At 64.7% G+C, this 17,093-nt stretch carries 16 protein-coding genes; 13 read left to right on the forward strand and 3 right to left on the reverse strand.

The genetic code is table 11. The features are described from left to right. Positions 1-71: 71 nt before the first annotated feature. A complete protein-coding gene (locus tag E9232_RS16705; protein ID WP_309795581.1) occupies positions 72-1,208 on the reverse strand; it encodes an ABC transporter substrate-binding protein in 1,137 nt (378 codons plus the stop codon). 298 nt (positions 1,209-1,506) lie between these two features. Between E9232_RS16705 and E9232_RS16710 the strand changes: the two genes are divergently transcribed. Both E9232_RS16710 and E9232_RS16715 read left to right on the forward strand, forming a co-directional pair. Continuing rightward, the gene (locus E9232_RS16710) at positions 1,507-2,415 is read left to right on the forward strand and encodes an NAD(P)-dependent oxidoreductase (RefSeq protein ID WP_309795583.1); all 909 of its coding nucleotides are present in this window, start codon (positions 1,507-1,509) and stop codon (positions 2,413-2,415) included. 91 nt (positions 2,416-2,506) lie between these two features. After that, on the forward strand, positions 2,507-4,213 hold the full coding sequence (locus E9232_RS16715) for an extracellular solute-binding protein (protein ID WP_309795585.1): 1,707 nt from the start codon (positions 2,507-2,509) through the stop codon (positions 4,211-4,213). A gap of 118 nt (positions 4,214-4,331) precedes the next feature. Here E9232_RS16715 and E9232_RS35840 read toward each other — a convergent pair whose 3' ends face one another. After that, entirely contained in the window at positions 4,332-5,558 is a 1,227-nt protein-coding gene (locus E9232_RS35840; RefSeq protein WP_374710626.1) for a (R)-mandelonitrile lyase, read from the reverse strand. A gap of 955 nt (positions 5,559-6,513) precedes the next feature. Between E9232_RS35840 and E9232_RS16735 the strand changes: the two genes are divergently transcribed. Continuing rightward, on the forward strand, positions 6,514-7,884 hold the full coding sequence (locus E9232_RS16735) for a hypothetical protein (protein ID WP_309795587.1): 1,371 nt from the start codon (positions 6,514-6,516) through the stop codon (positions 7,882-7,884). A gap of 59 nt (positions 7,885-7,943) precedes the next feature. Here E9232_RS16735 and E9232_RS16740 read toward each other — a convergent pair whose 3' ends face one another. Beyond that, complete coding sequence (locus tag E9232_RS16740; RefSeq protein WP_309795589.1) at positions 7,944-8,159, reverse strand: ParB N-terminal domain-containing protein; 216 nt, start codon at positions 8,157-8,159, stop codon at positions 7,944-7,946. Between the two features lie 573 nt (positions 8,160-8,732). Between E9232_RS16740 and E9232_RS16745 the strand changes: the two genes are divergently transcribed. From E9232_RS16745 to E9232_RS16790, 10 genes are all read left to right on the forward strand, one after another. Continuing rightward, entirely contained in the window at positions 8,733-8,951 is a 219-nt protein-coding gene (locus E9232_RS16745) for a hypothetical protein (RefSeq protein WP_309795592.1), read from the forward strand. A 40-nt stretch (positions 8,952-8,991) separates the two neighbouring features. Further along, positions 8,992-9,345, forward strand: coding sequence for a DUF6283 family protein (locus E9232_RS16750; RefSeq protein WP_309795594.1), 354 nt, complete (start codon positions 8,992-8,994; stop codon positions 9,343-9,345). Positions 9,346-9,544: 199 nt separating this feature from the next. After that, entirely contained in the window at positions 9,545-9,841 is a 297-nt protein-coding gene (locus E9232_RS16755) for a hypothetical protein (protein ID WP_309795596.1), read from the forward strand. 1 nt (position 9,842) lies between these two features. Further along, positions 9,843-10,046 (forward strand): hypothetical protein, encoded by a 204-nt coding sequence (locus E9232_RS16760; protein WP_309795598.1) that lies wholly within the window; start codon positions 9,843-9,845, stop codon positions 10,044-10,046. Beyond that, positions 10,043-10,249 (forward strand): hypothetical protein, encoded by a 207-nt coding sequence (locus E9232_RS16765; RefSeq protein WP_309795601.1) that lies wholly within the window; start codon positions 10,043-10,045, stop codon positions 10,247-10,249. Before E9232_RS16760 ends, E9232_RS16765 begins: the two co-directional genes overlap by 4 nt. Before the next feature lie 101 nt (positions 10,250-10,350). Next, positions 10,351-11,364 (forward strand): tyrosine-type recombinase/integrase, encoded by a 1,014-nt coding sequence (locus E9232_RS16770; protein ID WP_309795603.1) that lies wholly within the window; start codon positions 10,351-10,353, stop codon positions 11,362-11,364. A gap of 69 nt (positions 11,365-11,433) precedes the next feature. Further along, complete coding sequence (locus tag E9232_RS16775; protein ID WP_309795606.1) at positions 11,434-11,865, forward strand: hypothetical protein; 432 nt, start codon at positions 11,434-11,436, stop codon at positions 11,863-11,865. Positions 11,866-12,249: 384 nt separating this feature from the next. Then, positions 12,250-12,513 carry a hypothetical protein gene (locus tag E9232_RS16780; RefSeq protein WP_309795608.1) on the forward strand — a complete coding sequence of 88 codons (264 nt, stop codon included), beginning with the start codon at positions 12,250-12,252 and terminating at the stop codon, positions 12,511-12,513. A 521-nt stretch (positions 12,514-13,034) separates the two neighbouring features. Continuing rightward, positions 13,035-13,310, forward strand: a complete 276-nt coding sequence (locus E9232_RS16785; RefSeq protein ID WP_309795610.1) for a site-specific integrase — start codon at positions 13,035-13,037, stop codon at positions 13,308-13,310. Positions 13,311-13,852: 542 nt separating this feature from the next. Next, entirely contained in the window at positions 13,853-17,041 is a 3,189-nt protein-coding gene (locus E9232_RS16790) for a beta strand repeat-containing protein (RefSeq protein WP_309795612.1), read from the forward strand. Positions 17,042-17,093 lie beyond the last annotated feature (52 nt).

Consider the following 17,093-nt stretch of genomic DNA (forward strand, 5'->3'; position numbering starts at 1 on the left):
ACATCCGATCACCTCCCCTGGACGTCCGAACGGCCTTGGTGCGGCCGGCACGGGGCCGGCCGGCATCCGGCTTATTGCGGGTAGTCGACCTTGTAGGTCTTCGGGTCGTAATCGGCGCCCATGCCGCCGGTGACCAGCATGTCGGGCGGGCCGTTCGGCACCACCATCTCGGAAATCGGCAGGTCCCGCTTGATCGACGCGGTCTCGTCGCCATCGGTGGTCGCGATCTGGGCGTTGATCTCATAGGTGCAGGGCACCTGGGCGCCGGCGAGCACCTTGAGCGCGACCTCGACCGCGGTGCCGCCCATCGCCGGCGGATATCCGACCTCGAGCATCGGCACGTGGTACTTCAGCGCCATCTGCATGCCGCCATTGACGTCGGAGTTGGTGTGCGGCGGGATCTCGCCGGGCTTGAAGCCGGCATCGAGGAAGGCCTCGATCGACCCGGGCGTCTGCAGGCCATGCGCCGACCAGACCGCGTTGATGCTGTGGCCGTATTTGGCGATGGCGGCCTGCATCACCTGCTTGCCCTTCACCGGGCTCCAGTCGGAATAGACGGTGTCGAGGATCTTGATGTCGGGATACTGGTTGAACACCTGCATCGCCGCGCGCGTCCGGATCTCGTTGGGGCTCGACCCCGCCTGGCCGCCCAGCATGATGATATTGCCCTTGCCGTTCAGCTTCTCGACGATCCACTGCGCGAACAGCCGGCCCATCATGGTGTCGGACGCGGTCACGAAGGTGACGAAGTTGTCGGAGGACACGCGCCGGTCGACCATCACCACCGGGATGCCGCGTTCCATGGCGCGGGTGACGGCGGGGTCGACCGCCTGCTCGGTGTTGGCGCTGACGATCAGAAGGTCGACCTGCCGGGACATCAGGTCCTGGATATCGGACACCTGCTTGGCGTCGTCATGGCCGGCATCGGTGATGATCAGTTGCTTGATCACGTCCTTGTGCGCGGCGGCGGCGGTTTCGAGCGAATGCAGCATCACCACCCGCCAGCTGTCGCCGAGACCGGCATTCGAGAAGCCGATCACATAGGGCGGATCCTTCTTGTAGGCGGCGGTGTCCTTGAAACAGACCTCGCTCGAAGGATTGAACAGGAAGGTGCGCGGCGCCCCGTGATAGGGCTCGGCGACCGACATCGACGATGTCGCCATCAGGCCGGCAGCGCCGAGCAGCAGCGCCAGCATCCCAGACTTCATTGAGCGTCCCTCCATGATCTCGATAAGGAGGAGGCAAATCTTTCCCTTGGCTGCGCCCAGAAACGACGGGACACATGATTGCGTAGGAAAAAGATCTTTTTTCTTCTGTTCCTCCCAAGGACCGCGGTGCGATCCGGGTTCAACGCTAAGTGCAGAATAGCGGTCGATCCAAACCCAATAATGTTCATTCTGGATATTTTTCGACATCGCTTCTCCCGGCGGCTCGGCCACCATTGGACAGGGCGCGGCGGGCAGGATCGCTCGACACGGCGCTCGGTGGTTCGGGAGGAACACGAGAGTGGGATCAGAGCTTCTCGTCGGCTGGGTCGGCATCGGCAAGATGGGCAATCCGATGAGCAGGCGTGTCCTGCGTTCGGGCTTTCCGGTCACCGTCCTGGAGCCGCTGGTCGAGAACCGAGCCACGGTGGTGGCCGAGGGCGCCGGCGTCGCCAACACCGCCGAGGAGCTGGTGGCGGCGGCCGACATCGTCATCAGCACCATCCCCAACGACGCCGTGCTGCGCGACCTGGTCCTCGGCCCCGACGGCCTCGCCCGGTTTCTGCGCGAGGACCAGATCTTCGTCGAGATGAGCACCGTCTCGCCAGCGATCTCGGCCGAGGTCGCGGCGGCGCTGGCGGACCGGGGCGTGGCCTACCTCCGCGCGCCGGTGTCGGGCAGCACGACGACGGCCGGCGCCGGCAAGCTCACCGTCCTGGCCTCCGGCCCCAAGGCGGCGTTCGATGCCTGCCTGCCGGTGTTCGAAAGCCTGTCGGCCCGGCAGTTCCACGTCGGCCCGGCGGAGGAGGCGCGCTACGCCAAGCTGGTGCTCAACGCCCTGGTCGGCGCGACCTCGGCCCTGCTGGGCGAGGCGCTGACGCTGGGGCAGAAGGGCCATCTCTCGATGGAGACCATGCTCGACGTCATCGCGGAGAGCGCGGTCGCGTCGCCGCTGATCGCCTACAAGCGCGACCTGCTGCTGTCGCGGGACTTCGATCCCGCCTTCTCGGTCAGCCAGATGATGAAGGATTTCGACCTGATCCTGGACGCCGCCCGGTCGGACCATGTGCCGATGCACCTCACGGCGCTGATCCGCCAGCAATACGAAGCCGCCTTCGCCGAGGGCCTGGCCGAGAAGGACTTCTTCGTGCTGGTCGAGCAGGCGGAGCGCCTGGCCGGCCTGCACGAAACCAAGACCGGCACGCAGTGAGACATCGCGGCACGCCGGGATAGCCGGCGCGGCCCTCGACGCGCCCTCGGGCCTCCCGCCATGATGATCCCGCGGGGAGGCGCGCGGCGACGTGAACGACTACGAAATGCTTCGGGTGATCGACTTCCTGGAACGGACGCGCGCGCCGTTGCGCCGGGCGCTGCCGGTGGCGGATGACGAGCCGGTCTGGAATGCCGTCACCTTCCTGATCAAGTCGCACATCAAGGGCCAGGTCGTCACCCAGTCGTCGCTGACGCAGGTGACTGGGCTGCCCTACGCGACCGGCCTGCGCCTGGTCGGCCGGTTGATCGAGGAAGGCCATGTCGTGCGCACGCCGCGCAGCCGGACCGGCAAGACCTTCGCGCTGCACCCGAGCGAAGCGCTGATCGGCACCTTTTCCACCTACGCCCGGCAGATGAAGGCGCTGCTCGCCGAGACCCTCGGCCTCCGCGTCTCGGAAGCCGAGGAAGGCGAGTATTATTTCGGCGGGACCCCGCTCGGCTCCACCATCATCCCGCCGCTGCGCCTGGCCCAGATGCGGGCGGAGGACAACTTCGAGCTGCGCTTTCTGCTCAACGAGGACAACTACTTCACCTCGATGCGGAACATGTGGGCGGATTTCCGCAACAACCTTGCCTTCCGCCGCAACTTCGACCTCGTGCCCTTGCCGGCGCTTCACGCCAAAGCCCTGGAAAACGGCCGCCGTGAGGTGTCGGGCTATGACGTGATCAGCCTGAACATGCCCTGGCTCGGCGAATTCGCGGAGAAGGGGCTGATCCGCCCGATCTCGGAGCTGGTCCGCCGCACCGGCGTCAACGCGCTCGATTTCCATCCCGTGATCTGGTCGACCGGCAACTGGAACGGCGCGGAATACGGGGTGCCGATCTACTGCACGATCGAGATCCTTGCCGCGCGCCGGGACCTCTTCGAAGCCGCCGACCTGGAGTTCCCCGGCACCTTCGCCGAGGTGATCAGAACGGCCCGCGCGTTCCATGACCCCAGGAAGGGCATGACCGGCATCGTCTGGGACGGTGCGCGCGGCATGCCGATCGCCTCCACCTTCATGTTCTTCCTGGGCGCCTGCGGGTCGCCGCCCCTATCGCTGCGGCAGACGCGCCAGGGCTTCACCCTGGACGGCGTCGAAGCCGAGGCGCTGGTGCCGCTGATCGATTCGGATGCCGGCCGCACCGTGCTCGACTACATGCACCAGCTGGTTGAGGTTTCGCCGCCTGATATCCTGGACATGGCCTGGGACCGGGCGCTGCACGTCTTCCTCACCGGCCGCTCGGCGATGGCCTATTGCTGGACCATGCGCGCCGCCCGCTTCGAATACGACATCCAGTCCGTGGTCAAGCGGCAGGTCGAATACCTGCCGCAGCCGGCCGGCCCGGGCGGCAGCCGCGTCTCCCCGATCGGCGGCTTCCTGCTTGCGATCCCGTCGAACCTGCCGGAGGAGAGGGTCGACATGGCGGCCGAGGCGATCGCCTGGATGACCTCGCGCGAGGCGATGAAGGCGCATGTGAAGAATGGCTTCCCGATCGCCCCGCGCTTCTCGGTCAGCGCCGACCCCGAGGCCGCCGCCAGCTCCCCGATCGTCCGGTTCGTCGACCGCCTGGCCAAGCGCAACCTGCTGCAGACCTGGCAGCGGCCCAACCTGCCGCAATACACCCGGATCGAACATGTCCTCGGCGAGGAGATCCACGACGCCATGACCCGGACGAAGAGCGATGCCCAGGCGCTTGCCGATGCATCGGGGCGCATCGAGAAGATCCTGAAATCCCGCCGCGCTGCGCATTGACCGTCGGACGCGGTCGACATTCGAAGGCTTCATCTCGACCGACGATCCATGAGATCCCAGCGGACATTCGGAGCGGCAGAGAGCCGGCTCCGAGACCTCCCCCGATCATCGCTCAGCCTCAATTTTGGATAGGAGACCCGCGTCCATACTGCTCATCGGACACATGCTCCATCCAATCGACGCTTCTGCCGTCGAGCGATTCCGCGATGGCGACATGAGTCATGGCCGAAGCCGCCGTGGCGCCGTGCCAGTGCTTCTCGCCCGGCGGAATCCAGACCACGTCGCCGGGCCGGATCTCCTCGATCGGGCCGCCCTCTCGCTGTACCAAGCCATGGCCGGAGGTGACGATCAGCGTCTGGCCCAGCGGATGCGTGTGCCACGCGGTGCGTGCCGCAGGCTCGAAGGTCACGATCGCGCCGCCGATACGCGCGGGCTCGCTTCGCTGGAACCGCGAGTCGATCCGGACCGAGCCTGTGAAATACTCTGCCGGACCCGTGCCGGAGGGCTGAGAGCCGTGTCGCAGGATTTCCAATGTCGTTTCCCCTTGCGTGTTTGAAGCGGGGGCCTCGTCCGGCGAGCCTGCGCGGGCCTCGAACACCGACCTGGCGACCGGTATTGCGGACATTGCCCGGGGCCAGCCGGCGTAGAAGGCGAGATGGGTGACGACTTCGGAAAGCTGGGGCTGGGTCAGACCATTGTCCATCCCCCGGTTCAAATGAAAGGGCAGCTGTTCGGCCTGGCCGCCAGCGATCAGGGCCGCGATGGTCACCAGGCTCCGGTCCCGCGGCGCAAGGTCGGCGCGCCGCCACAGATCGCCGAACAGGACGCTGTTGGTGTATCGGACGAGAGCCGGCGCAATGTCGCCGACCTGGGCCTCGACGGCGGCGGCGCGCCGCGCTTCGCTGGCCTCGTCGACAGGGAGAGGTTCGCTCGATCCCGGCGCGATCTGGTCGGGCCCGACCCCGCGTTGCGCAAAGACGTCCTTCGTGACGCCGACGGCCGACATGGCCTTCGGCCAGCCGGTGTAGAACGCCAGATGCGTGATGATTCCGGCAATCTCGCCGGGCTCGACGCCGTTGTCCAGCGCGCGGTTGACATGGCCCGTCATCTGGGCGGTGTTCCCGCCGGCGACGAGCGCGGCGATGGTGACGATGCTGCGGTCACGCGGCGCGAGCTCCGGGCGCTTCCAGACATCCCCGAAGAGAACGTGATCGGTGTACATCCCCAGCGCCGGCGTGGTTTCGTGCACGATGGCAGGGGCGACACGCTGGGGCTTCGGTCCCGGCTCCGCCTCGGCCGATGCGGCCACGGAAAACAAGGCGAGCGTGGCAACGGGCAGCTTCATCGCTGGTCTCTCCGATCTCAGGCGCAATGGCACGGGCATGAAGCCGATGGCGGATACCCGCTCGTGGCGGATCGGCCGCTGCGGCCGCGATCGCGCGGCCGGTGGTCGGCGGAAAGCGGTGCCTCCGATCGCCGTCCGACCTGGAGATAGGCTGGATGACGTCGGGCGATTAGGGGCCATTGTCCGCATGACGCTATCGACCCTGCTCATCAATCCGGCGCATCGTCAGCCCCGGTGGCGCAGCGCGTCGAGTAGCACGGAAAGGGCCGGCGGGCATTGCCGGCGGCTGGGATAGCGCAGATGACAGCCCGGGAACGGCGGTCACCGATGTGGCGGCGGCCGCTGCGCGAAATAGGAGGGCGCCCCGACGACCGCCATGGACATGTCCGGACCGATCCGCATCGCGATCATGTCCTTCGCGACCTGTTCGCCGAGGCGGACGCCGGCATCGTAGCGTTCCGCGATGATGCCGGTCAGGCCATAGTCGGCGATGAGGGTGCCTCGGACCCGTCTCCCATCGCGACGTTCACGGAACCAGCCGAGCTCGTGGCAGGGTGTGTCCGGTCATCGATGCGCGTGTCGCGCCCTCGGCGCCAAGTCGGCGACGGTGCCCGAGCTGCGCTCGCCGTTCACGCCGCGCCGATCTGGAAAAGAAAAAGGCCCAGCTGTTTGCGACTGAGCCTTTTCCGTCTTGGTGGAGCCAAGCGGGATCGAACCGCTGACCTCTACAATGCCATTGCGGCGCAAGGGCAAGAAAAACAACGACTTAGCGTAGCAAAACCTCGCAGAACGATGCAGTGATTCGCGGGAGTCTGCGAATGCTGCGTACTAGTTGCGTTCTAGCAAGCGATGCGGCGGAGGGCCAGCGCGCTCCGTCGTCCAAGGTCCTATTCGGTGGCGCGGGTAGCCTCCTGGTCCCCCAAAAATTCGGATATTGCTCCGAGTGGAGCGAGGCATGACCAGTGAGGCGTTCTTCCGCATCGTCGAGAGGCTGCGACTCGCTCTCCTGACGACGGTCGACCTCACCGACCGCGAGCGGCGACTCGCCCTTCTCATGGTCGAGCGGATCCATCGCAGATCGTACGAGGACGCGGGCACGCTCGTCAGCTGGCTCAGCGTTCCGACGATCGCTGCCCTCACAGGCATTGACGAGCGCTCGATCAAGCGCCTGCGCCAGAGCCTGCGCGCGAAGTCCGTCGTCTCTATCGAGCAGGAGGGCGGGCGGGGCCCGCGGAGCACGGCCGTCTATGCGTTCGACCGCAGATGGATCGAGCGCAATGCGCCCGTCATAGGAGCCAACGGTGGATGGACAACCGGCCGCCCGGAGCCTGAGCCAGATCTGGAGGCGTCTTTGCCGGCACCTTGCCCGGCAGCCGAATGGGTGGCTTCGACAGCCACCCTTCGGACTGACATGAGTGGTCACGGAGCCCACCCTAGGATGGCCTTGGAGACCCCCCTTAAGGGTGGCCTCGGCGACCACCCGACTCCCTTGAATACAAAACCAATGACTGAACCCCTTGAGGCGCGCGCGAGCGCGTCGGCGAGGGAAGGTCGAGATTTCGGAGCGAGCGTTCGGGCCGAACCCACCGTCGATCCAGCGTCGCTGGCCGACGCTGAGTTCGCGACCTGGCTCTCTTCGGCTCGAGCTGGAATGAGCGTTCCGCTCGCGCGCTTGGCGAAGTCGTCCGACATCGGTGAGGCAACTCTTGTCGCCATCGAAAGCCGTCAGGTCATCGCGACATTGATCGTCCGATCCCGAATCATTCGCGGGCTCAAGCACCTTGCGCCGGAGTCGGCCCGCCTGCAGGTTGCGGATGGGGAACCGCGCACTGAGCGCGCTGCATCCCAGGTTGGCATCATTGCCTCATCACATCGCTCGTCCACGGTGGCGTCGCGATGGGGAGCGCACATCGCGGCGTACAAGGTCGAAGGCACAGATGCGCGGCCTTTGCCACGCCAGAAAAGAGGCATCCGAGATGCGGCGACCGGATCCGGGTCCGCCACCTCGGCACAAGGCTGGCGTCCTGGCCCACCGACGTCGGCCGCCTCGAAAGATGTCGCCGATCAAGGCGTCCCGTCGGTCTTCGAACAGTTTCGGGAAGCATGGCAGCTTGAGCATGGCGGGGGCCGCAAGGCGGAGGCCGTATGGCTCGCGTGGTTCAGCCGGGCACAGTGCGAAGGCATCGAGGATGGTCGCCTTCAAATTGGTGTGCTGTCCCGAGCAGCCCGCGATTATCTCTGGTCGAACTATGACGATCTGACCGAGCGCGCGGCGCGGCGCCTTGGGCTTTCTGGTGCAGACATCGTGGTGCGGGCGCGATGCTGAGGCAACAGGCGGGGCCGCCAATTCCAACGGTCGATCTCGGTTTGTCGCGGGCGAGGTGGTCACGAATCCTGCTCTCCTTCGCCCAAGACCAGGCAGCGGACCGGAATGTCGGCTGGGACGAGGCCCGAGTGCTCCAGCTCCCGGAGGATCCGGAGGCAGCGCTTGCCCACCACAACGCCGTAGCTTCCGTCCGATCGCTCGCAGACCACCATCAGGCCGTGTTCGAGCTCTGCCTGGGTTGCCACCTGCAGCTTGTCCAACGGGATCTGTTTCATGTCCTTCATCCTGCTTCGGTTGCGCATGCGACCGAAGACGCCCCGTCGGCGAGGCGCGGGGGTGAAGGCGCAAGGGCAGGGCGGCGGGAGGGGGATCGCCCAGCCCGTCGCTTGCGAGGGGGCGAAGCGCAGCGGAGCGTTGCAGGCCGCGGATGCGGCCGAAACCTGGGGAGGCCCGGTGCCCTGGCGGCCGTGAGGCCGCGGACCCTTGCGCCGAGGGTGGCTGGCCCCCTCAATCGTCCCGCGTCTGCGGGATCATTTCTCCTCCGATCGCAAAGTAATGATCAGTTCATGCGGCATGGCTGCCGATAAATCGGAAGTGAAGTAAAATCAAATTTTCCATAAATCCAAAAATTCTTAGTATATAGGTCGGATATATGTGAATAATGCTTAATTGTGTCCGAAGTACACTCACAATCATCGTTTTATACTTCAATTTATCTTCCGTATAACGCCCGATAAGGGGGATTATCGGGCATTGGGGCTCTTCCAACCGTCACCGCGAGCCGGTAGAATCGTCGCCGGCGGGCCGGTAGGCTCGCCACGACACGGCGCCCCAGCCTGCGAGACACCATGACGAAGCCGTCCGACCTGACCGACCGCATCGTCGCCTATCTTGCCCGCCACCGGCGCGAGGGCGCGATCTGGACCGCCGACATCGCCTATGGCATCGGCGAGCGCACCACTCCCGTCCGCGCGGCCCTGGTGCGGCTGGAGCGGGCCCGGGCGGTACGCCGCGTGGTCACCGGCACCCCAACCTCTTGGGCGCTGTCGGCCGGGGAGGGAACATGACCCGCATCGATCACCCCCATCCGGTCGAGGCGAGACCAGAATGAAGGCATATCAGACCAGCCCCTGCGCCGAATGCCCGTGGCGGACGGACGTCGCACCCGGGCGCTTCCCGGCCGACCGCTTTCGGGACCTGGCCGTGACCGCCTATGACATGGCGGTGGACCAGTTTGCCTGCCACAAGAGCCCGGAGGGCCGCGAGTTCGGCTGCGCCGGCTTTGTCCTCCGCGCGGCGACGCACAATCTCGGCGCCCGCCTGGCGGCGAGGGCCGGGCGGCTCGACCTCCGGGACATCGCCAGTCCCTTCCCGCTGCACGAGAGCTACCGGGCGATGGCGATCGCCAACGGCGTCGATCCTGACGATCCGTCCCTTTCGCCCTGCAGAGAGCCCGACTGATGCTACCTGAAATCACAAAACCGATGCGGCCGAGACCAGCCTATGACAGTGGTTTGCACTACGCCCGGGCCGGGCTGACACCGAACTGGAGCGCCCTGTGGATCTCCGGTCGGTGCGATGAGTTTCTGCGTGGCTACGGCGCAGGCCACGGCGAGGAGCTTGAGGCCGAACGTACCAGGCATGGACCAGGACGGGGCGAATGACCGCCGTCGAGCCGGCTCACGAAGTCCTCTCGGCTGCCAACGCGGTCTGGGTCAATGACGCCACCGGTCACTGCATCGGCCGCTTCGGCCGGCTCGGCATCGACGTGCATCACCCAGTCGCCGTCCAGCTGGAGCACGGCGGCCAGTGCCTGGCCTGTACCCATGGCCGCACCACCGAGGCGGAATGGCAGCGCTTTCGCCAACTGATGTGGGATCATCACCAGGTCCGGGTGGCGGACTCGGCTCGGCCGGGTTTCCTGGCCACCAAAATGTCAGCTGGAGGAGGTCGATAGCATGACGAAGCCACTTCCAGCCCTGCTGCAGCTCGGCATCGGCCATCCGGATGCCCGCATCGACCGGGACGATGGGCGCACGGCCAAAGGCCGATTGCAGCGCCAGGCGATGAAGGACGGCCACTTGGCGCCCCGACCGCGGGTGCGGGACCAGTTCATTGTGACCCCGCTCGGCCGGGCGTTGCTGGCTGAGCCACGTCGATGATCGAGAAAACCATCATGCCGATGCAACGCCGAGGCCGTCCGGACCACTTCTTGCACGACCATCTCGACGACCGCCGATTGCGCTTGGCCCTGGCCGAGGGATCGCCAGTGGCCATGACTGCAGCGATCGCGACAGCTCCATCCGATCAGGCGGCGGACGTGGCGCAGCGGCGGACGTTGCTCTCGCGCCCCGGCCACAGATGATGCCGCCGAACACTCCGCCCGATCCCACCAGCGAGGTCGCGCCAGGCCTGAGCCGACCGATGGGAGAGCCAATCGCGGACGGGGGAGGGGAGGCGGCAGTGTTGCCTGCCGGCAGCCTGTCCGAGTTGCAGATTTCCGAGATCCGCCAGCTCGCCAAGCGGGCAGACGCGCTTGTTGATGCATCGCTCTCAGCAAACACGCGCCGCGCCTACGCCACCGCTTGGCGACTCTGGAGCGAATGGTGCCTCGGCTTCGGCCTTGATCCGGCCCAGGCCGACGCCTCCTGGTTGGTGCTGCACCTGACGGCCTTGACCGAAAACCGCTCGGTATCGACCATCGAGCTGCGCCGCTCCGCCGTGCTGACCATCCGAAGGCGCCTCGGCCGGCCGCTGCACCTCGACGATGCCAACCTCGGGGAGGCGAGCTTCGACGCCTTCCTCAAGGGCGTGCGCCGGACCCTGGGCGCCAGGCCGGTCCGCAAAGCCGCCCTGCTCGAGGAGAATCTGCGCGCCGCGATGTTTCTGCTGCCGGCCGATCCAGGGCAGGAGCGGCTGCGTCAGCTGCGCAATCGCGCCCTGCTGCTGATCGGCTTTGCCGGCGGCTTCCGGCGTTCCGAACTTTCCGGGTTCGACCTGCGCGATGCTGCCCTGTCGGCCGACGGCCTGGTGTTGTTCGTCGCCAGTTCGAAGAATGACCAGGAACGCCACGGCGCGGAGGTCGCCATCAGGGCCGTTCCGGGCGCGCCGCTCTGTGCTGTCACCGCGCTGCGCGCCTGGTTGCAGGCCCGCGGCGATACACCTGGTGCCTTGTTCAGCCGGGTCGACCGAGGAGGACATTTGACCCTAGGGTTGGATGGGCGTCTGCCGCCGATCGACCCCAAGACCTTGGCCAGGCTGGTCAAGCGGGTGGTTGGGCAGTCCGGGCTCGACATGGACGAGTTCTCTGCCCACAGCCTGCGGGCCGGCATGATGACGGCGGCCGATCGCAAGAAGGTGCCGCTGGAGCAGGCCATGCAGCATGGCCGCTGGAAGGATGCGGCGACGGCACGGGGCTACCGGCGCCATTCGAGCTTGTGGGCCGGAGACTTCACTGACGCGCTGCTGCGAGACGAATAGGGCAAGGGGCCAGATCGCTTTGACTGCGGTAGGCGACTGCAAACAATGCCATCAGAGAGGGTTTTTGGGATGATGCGCCAGCACGAGGTCGTGGTTGACGAGATCGCCGGGCTGAAACGTCGCCTGGAAGAATTCATTCTGACGGCCGAGCGATCCAATCAATGGATTCACCGGCACGACATCGTAACCGCACACGTCCACCTCTATCTCCGGACGGAAGCGCGTGGAGTCCCCGATTCTCAGAATATGGCGGCGCGCGCCTTCACTCTTGCTGATATCCAGATCACCGAGGCGTACCGCGGCCGAGGCATCCTGCACGTTACGCTGGCCTGGCTCGAACAGCGCCGGCCGCTCGACGGTATCTGCGTCGAGAACGTGGTCAATAAACGGCTCGCTGGCTTCCTGGAGCGCCGGGGCTACACCAAAATCCCCTGGAGGTTGGTGGACCCCGGCCACTATTCCTGGTGGCGTCGGAACACGCCCGGAGCCTCGCCTATCTGAGCGCCGCGCTCGGCGCGGTTCGGCCGGACACCCATCATTTTGAACCCATTGTTGCCGCTCTGAAGACCCGGCAGCGATGGCGGATTTCAGAGATGCTCTGAGATCCAGGCTGACCGAGGAGAGCCGGACACTGAGGGATTGAGCGATCGCCGGTGCCGACGCTCCGAAGCCGTGGCCGGAAATGGCGCGCCCACTCCGGACTGATTCCAAGGCGTCATGCGGCGCTTACTGAGACCTGCGCTATCACTAACTATATGAAATCACGGAAAGACATGGCGCTTATCGGTCGTTACGGGCGTGGCGCCCGGCCATCTGGCGCGGTAGCCTCATCGCCAGCGGCCGCCAATGCGGCCGCTGCATGCCCGGAAGGGCAGGGTAGGCAGCATGCCGGACATCCCGGCGATCGCAGGGGCGACTACGCCCGAGGCGCCCGCGGCGGAGCGTGTGGCGGAGCCTGTGGCTCTGACCGAGGCGCAGATCGCCGAGATCCGCGCGCTCGTCGCCAAGGCGGACGAGTTGGTGAGCGCCGCATCCTCGGCCAACACCAACCTCGCTGCGCCAAGGCCTGGCGCGCCTGGAGCGACTGGTGCCTGCGCTTCAGCCTCGGCCCTGTCGCCGCCGACAGCCGCTGGCTGGTTCTCCGCCTGACCGCCCTGGCCGAGACCCGGTCGCTGTCCACCATCGAGTTGCGGCGCTCCGCCGTGGTGACCATCCGCAAGCGCCTCGGCCATCCCCTGAATCTCGATGTCGCGGCTTCGAGGACTTCATCAAGGGCCTGCGCCGGACCAAGGGGGCCAGGGCGAATAGGAAGGCGGCGCTGCTCGAAAAGAATCTGTGCGCCGCCATGCTGCTGATCTCGGATCGCGCTGGACCCGCCCTGGCCCGGCGGTTGTGCACTCGCGCCCTGCTGCAGGTCGGCTTCGCCGTCGGTTTCCGCCGCTCCGAACTCGCCGGCTTCGACCTACGCCATGCCACCCTTTCGGCCGAGGGCCTAGTGCTGTTCGTGGCGGGGTCCAAGACCGACCAGGAGCGCGATGGCGCCGAGGTCGGTATCCGCGCCGTCCCCAGCTCGCCGCTCTGCGCCGTGACCGCATTGCGCAACTGGCTCGCCGCCCGCGGCGATGCGCCCCGGGGCGCTGTTCTGCCGGATCGATCGCTGCCGCAACCTGGTGACCGGGAGCGATTGGCGCCACCCGACCATCGCCGGACGCACCGCCGCCCTGCTGGCCAAGCGGATGATCCGCCAGGCCGGGCTCGGTGCGGGAGAGTTTTCTGGGCACAGCCTGCGCGCTGGGATGATGACCGCGGCCGATCGCAAGGACGTGCCCCTGGAGCGCGCCATGGAGCATGGCCGCTGGAAAAGCCTGGCGACGGCACGCGGCTACCGCCGGCATTCCAGCCTGTGGCAGGGCAACTTCATCGAGGCGTTGCTGCGCGACCAGTAGGGCCACGGGAGAGAGTTCGTTCCCCCTTCTTCTCGGGAGCATGAAACCAGCAGTTCCCCGACTAGGTTTGCGGCGCCGTCGGTCTGCGGATCATGGAAATCCTGCAACGCGAACGGCCATAAGGGCTTTGGAAGGCTGCTGGCGCCGATCTAGCCGCTCGACGTTGTCTTCTTCCTGCACCAGCGTCGAGGCGGGCAGGCACCCCCGACCGACCCGATCGTGCAACCGGATGTGCCCGGCCGGCGGTGTTTATCACCGCTGGGCGGTGTCCCACATCAATGCGGAAAAGAATCACAAATGCCCCACTTGCGGAAGCCGGGTGATTAGCATTAACTTTCGGTAACGTTCATTCCTGAGGCAAATTATTCAGCTAACCAAGTTGATTTGGGACGCTCGTTGCGTGAGCAGCGTTGGGTATTGCTGTGCCATGTCCCAAGGCAAGACTAAGCACAGATAGGTCAATCTAACTTGACGACGATAATCCCGCGACATCGACACAAACCGGTGCGAGTCGCCGAAAACAAAATTATAGGAGTTCAATCGTGATTTTTGAAGTTGCCGACGAGAGCACGGAAAATAACTCTGACGATTTGATTGAACAGGTTGCCGATTTCCTGGGCATGATTGCCAAGATCGATACGGAGCTGCCATTTGAATTGGCGGAGCCGTGGGTAGAGTTGCCGACTCTACCGGAGGAAACCGGCGCACGGGCAGTCGCCGTAATGGAGACGAGCGCCGCGACATCATACATTGGAACGCCCGGGGATGACGTCCTCGTCGGCGATGCCGCCGACAATTTTATCCGTGGACTGGCTGGCAACGACACGCTTTCGGGAAACGCCGGGAATGACAGCTTATATGGCGGGCTCGGCAGCGATGTCCTTGACGGCGGCATTGGAAGCGACGTCGCTAATTACAGCGACTCTGATACGGCAGTGAATGTCAATCTTGGCACTGGGGCTGCCTCCGGTGGGACCGCGGCCGGCGACACGCTGATCAGCATCGAGAACCTGGTTGGGAGTGATTTAAATGACCGTCTTCAAGCCCTTGCCGTCGGCGGCCAGCTTGAAGGAGGTGTAGGCGACGATCTCCTCATCGGCGGCAATGCGGGCGATGATGTGCTGCTCGGCCAAGACGGCGCTGATCAGTTGTTGGGCAGCGGTGGCAACGATACGCTGGTCGGTGGTGACGGAGCAGACCGGCTGGACGGCGGTGGAAATGAAGATTGGGCTTCGTATTCGACGTCGAGTGGATTCGTTGCAGTTTCGCTGGGAAACGGCAGCAACGGAACAGGTGCCTATGGCGACGCCGAGGGCGACACGCTCACCAACGTCGAAAACGTTCAAGGTTCGGCCTTCAACGACGTACTTGCCGGCAGCATCTACGACAATCGTCTGCAAGGCGACGCTGGAGATGACACGCTCAGCGGCGGCAGCGGCGATGACGTCTTAATCGGCGGTGTCGGAGCGGACGAGTTGAACGGCGGCGGCGACATCGACACCGCCAGCTATGCCGGGTCCAGTATTTTCGTAAAAGCGAGTCTCGTCGCTGGGGTCCTCGGCGTGTCCGGAGACGCTCAGGGCGATGCTCTCACTCTGATCGAGAACCTGGCCGGTTCTGACTACAATGACCAGCTCATCGGCAACACCGGCGATAATTATCTTTATGGTGGCGGCGGTCTCGACTCGCTCTTTGGCAGCTCCGGCAATGACCTCCTGGTTGGAGGCGCAAATGCTGACAACCTGGATGGCGGCGGCAATACCGATATGGCGTCATACGCGGGATCGGCCGTTTTCGTGAGAGCGAGTCTGGTCGCTGGAGTTCTTGGGGTGTCCGGAGACGCTCAGGGCGATGTCCTCACCTTGATCGAAAACCTCGGCGGTTCTGACCACAATGACCAGCTCATCGGCAACACCGGCGACAACTACCTCTATGGTGCTGTTGGTGCCGACCAACTTTACGGGAGCTCGGGCAGCGATGTCCTCGAAGGTGGAGCGGGTGCCGACGTGCTGGATGGCGGAGGCGATGACGATTGGGCCTCTTACGCCGGTTCGGCCAATGCCGTTTCAGTCGATTTGAACACTCACACCTACGACTATGGCGACGCCAAAGGGGATACGCTCACATCGATCGAAAATCTCGCCGGATCCAACCTTGCCGACGACCTGACCGGCGATGACGGCGACAACGCGCTGTCTGGTGGTGCGGGCGCTGATGCCATGCGAGGCGGTGGCGGCAATGACTACCTGACCGGTGGTGCCGGCGCGGACAATATGAGTGGCGGCGGCGGCATCGACACATTGTCCTATTGGGGCTCCGCCAATGCCGTGTCGGTGAACTTGGCAACCCATGTCGTCGCTTATGGGGATGCCGCGGGTGACATTTTCTCGAGTGTCGAAAATCTCTCCGGCTCCAGCTACGGCGATGACCTGACCGGCGATGCTGGAAACAACACGTTGTCCGGTGGCGGCGGTATGGATGTGTTGCAGGGTGATGCCGGCGATGACTACCTGGTCGGTGGTGCCGGCGTCGACAATATGAGCGGCGGCGGGGGCTCTGACTTTTTGGCGTATTGGGATTCGCCAAACGCCGTTTCGGTCAATTTGGCGACCCATGCGGCCCATTATGGCTATGCCGAGGACGACATTTTCTCGGGCATCGAAAACCTCGCTGGCTCCAGCTATGGCGATGACCTGACCGGCGATGGCGGAAATAACACGTTGTCCGGTGGCGGCGGTATGGATGTGTTGCAAGGTGATGCCGGCGATGACTACCTGGTCGGTGGTGCCGGCGTCGACAATATGAGCGGCGGCGGTGGCTCCGATTTCTTGGCCTATTGGGATTCGCCAAACGCTGTATCGGTCAATTTGGCGACCCACGCGGCCCATTATGGCTATGCCGAAGGCGACATTTTCTCGGGCATCGAACATCTTGCCGGTTCGAACCTCGGCGACGACTTGACCGGCGATGGCGGCGACAATGCACTGGATGGCGGTCAGGGGAATGATGTGCTGCAGGGCGATGCTGGCAATGACTATCTTGTCGGGAGGCTCGGGAACGACAGCCTGAGCGGCGGCGGTGGCATTGATTGGGCATCGTATGATGGCTCATTACAGGCCGTATCGGTCAATTTGACGACCCATCAGAATCACTACGGAGACGCAGAAGGCGACACTTTGACGGGTATAGAGAATCTTGGTGGATCCGGCTTAGGTGATGATCTGACGGGCGATGGCGGTGCCAACGTTCTCGATGGGCGTGAAGGAGACGATGGCCTTGTCGGCGGGGGCGCAAATGACTCGCTCTACGGCAGGGATGGAGCGGATAGACTTTATGGTCAGGATGGAGATGATTATCTGATCGGAGGCAGTGGCAACGACATCCTTCAGGGCGGTGCTGGGGCCGATACCCTGGACGGGGAAACCGGATCGGATATCTATGTGTTTGCGAGCGTCACCGACAGCCTCAACGGCGCCGCAGTCGACTTGATCTTGAATTATACTGAAGCCAATACGTCACCGGAGCATGATCGCATTGACCTCCGCTTGGCTGGTAATTTTCACTGGATCGGTGACCAAGCATTCACCGGACAGAGTGGACAATTGCGGCAAGCAACTCAGGGAACAGATACGATAGTCGTCGGCGATGTCGATGGAAATGGTGCCGCCGACCTGTTTATTGTCATTTACAATCGTGTCGTCGGAATGGATGCAGGTGATTTTATTCTTTAGCTTCGCTTTCGCCTGACCGTGCGCCAAGCGCGATCGTCATATTGAGCGTGGG

It is taken from the genome of Inquilinus ginsengisoli, from assembly GCF_031453975.1.
GTDB classification, from domain to species: domain Bacteria; phylum Pseudomonadota; class Alphaproteobacteria; order DSM-16000; family Inquilinaceae; genus Inquilinus; species Inquilinus ginsengisoli_A.

Coding starts and splice junctions, on each gene's coding strand:
- E9232_RS16705 (WP_309795581.1), bottom strand. CDS start 1,208: ATGAAGTCTGGGATGCTGGCGCTGCTGCTCGGCGCTGCCGGCCTGATG.
- E9232_RS35840 (WP_374710626.1), bottom strand. CDS start 5,558: ATGAAGCTGCCCGTTGCCACGCTCGCCTTGTTTTCCGTGGCCGCATCG.
- E9232_RS16735 (WP_309795587.1), top strand. CDS start 6,514: ATGACCAGTGAGGCGTTCTTCCGCATCGTCGAGAGGCTGCGACTCGCT.
- E9232_RS16740 (WP_309795589.1), bottom strand. CDS start 8,159: ATGAAACAGATCCCGTTGGACAAGCTGCAGGTGGCAACCCAGGCAGAG.
- E9232_RS16745 (WP_309795592.1), top strand. CDS start 8,733: ATGACGAAGCCGTCCGACCTGACCGACCGCATCGTCGCCTATCTTGCC.
- E9232_RS16750 (WP_309795594.1), top strand. CDS start 8,992: ATGAAGGCATATCAGACCAGCCCCTGCGCCGAATGCCCGTGGCGGACG.
- E9232_RS16755 (WP_309795596.1), top strand. CDS start 9,545: ATGACCGCCGTCGAGCCGGCTCACGAAGTCCTCTCGGCTGCCAACGCG.
- E9232_RS16760 (WP_309795598.1), top strand. CDS start 9,843: ATGACGAAGCCACTTCCAGCCCTGCTGCAGCTCGGCATCGGCCATCCG.
- E9232_RS16765 (WP_309795601.1), top strand. CDS start 10,043: ATGATCGAGAAAACCATCATGCCGATGCAACGCCGAGGCCGTCCGGAC.
- E9232_RS16775 (WP_309795606.1), top strand. CDS start 11,434: ATGATGCGCCAGCACGAGGTCGTGGTTGACGAGATCGCCGGGCTGAAA.
- E9232_RS16780 (WP_309795608.1), top strand. CDS start 12,250: ATGCCGGACATCCCGGCGATCGCAGGGGCGACTACGCCCGAGGCGCCC.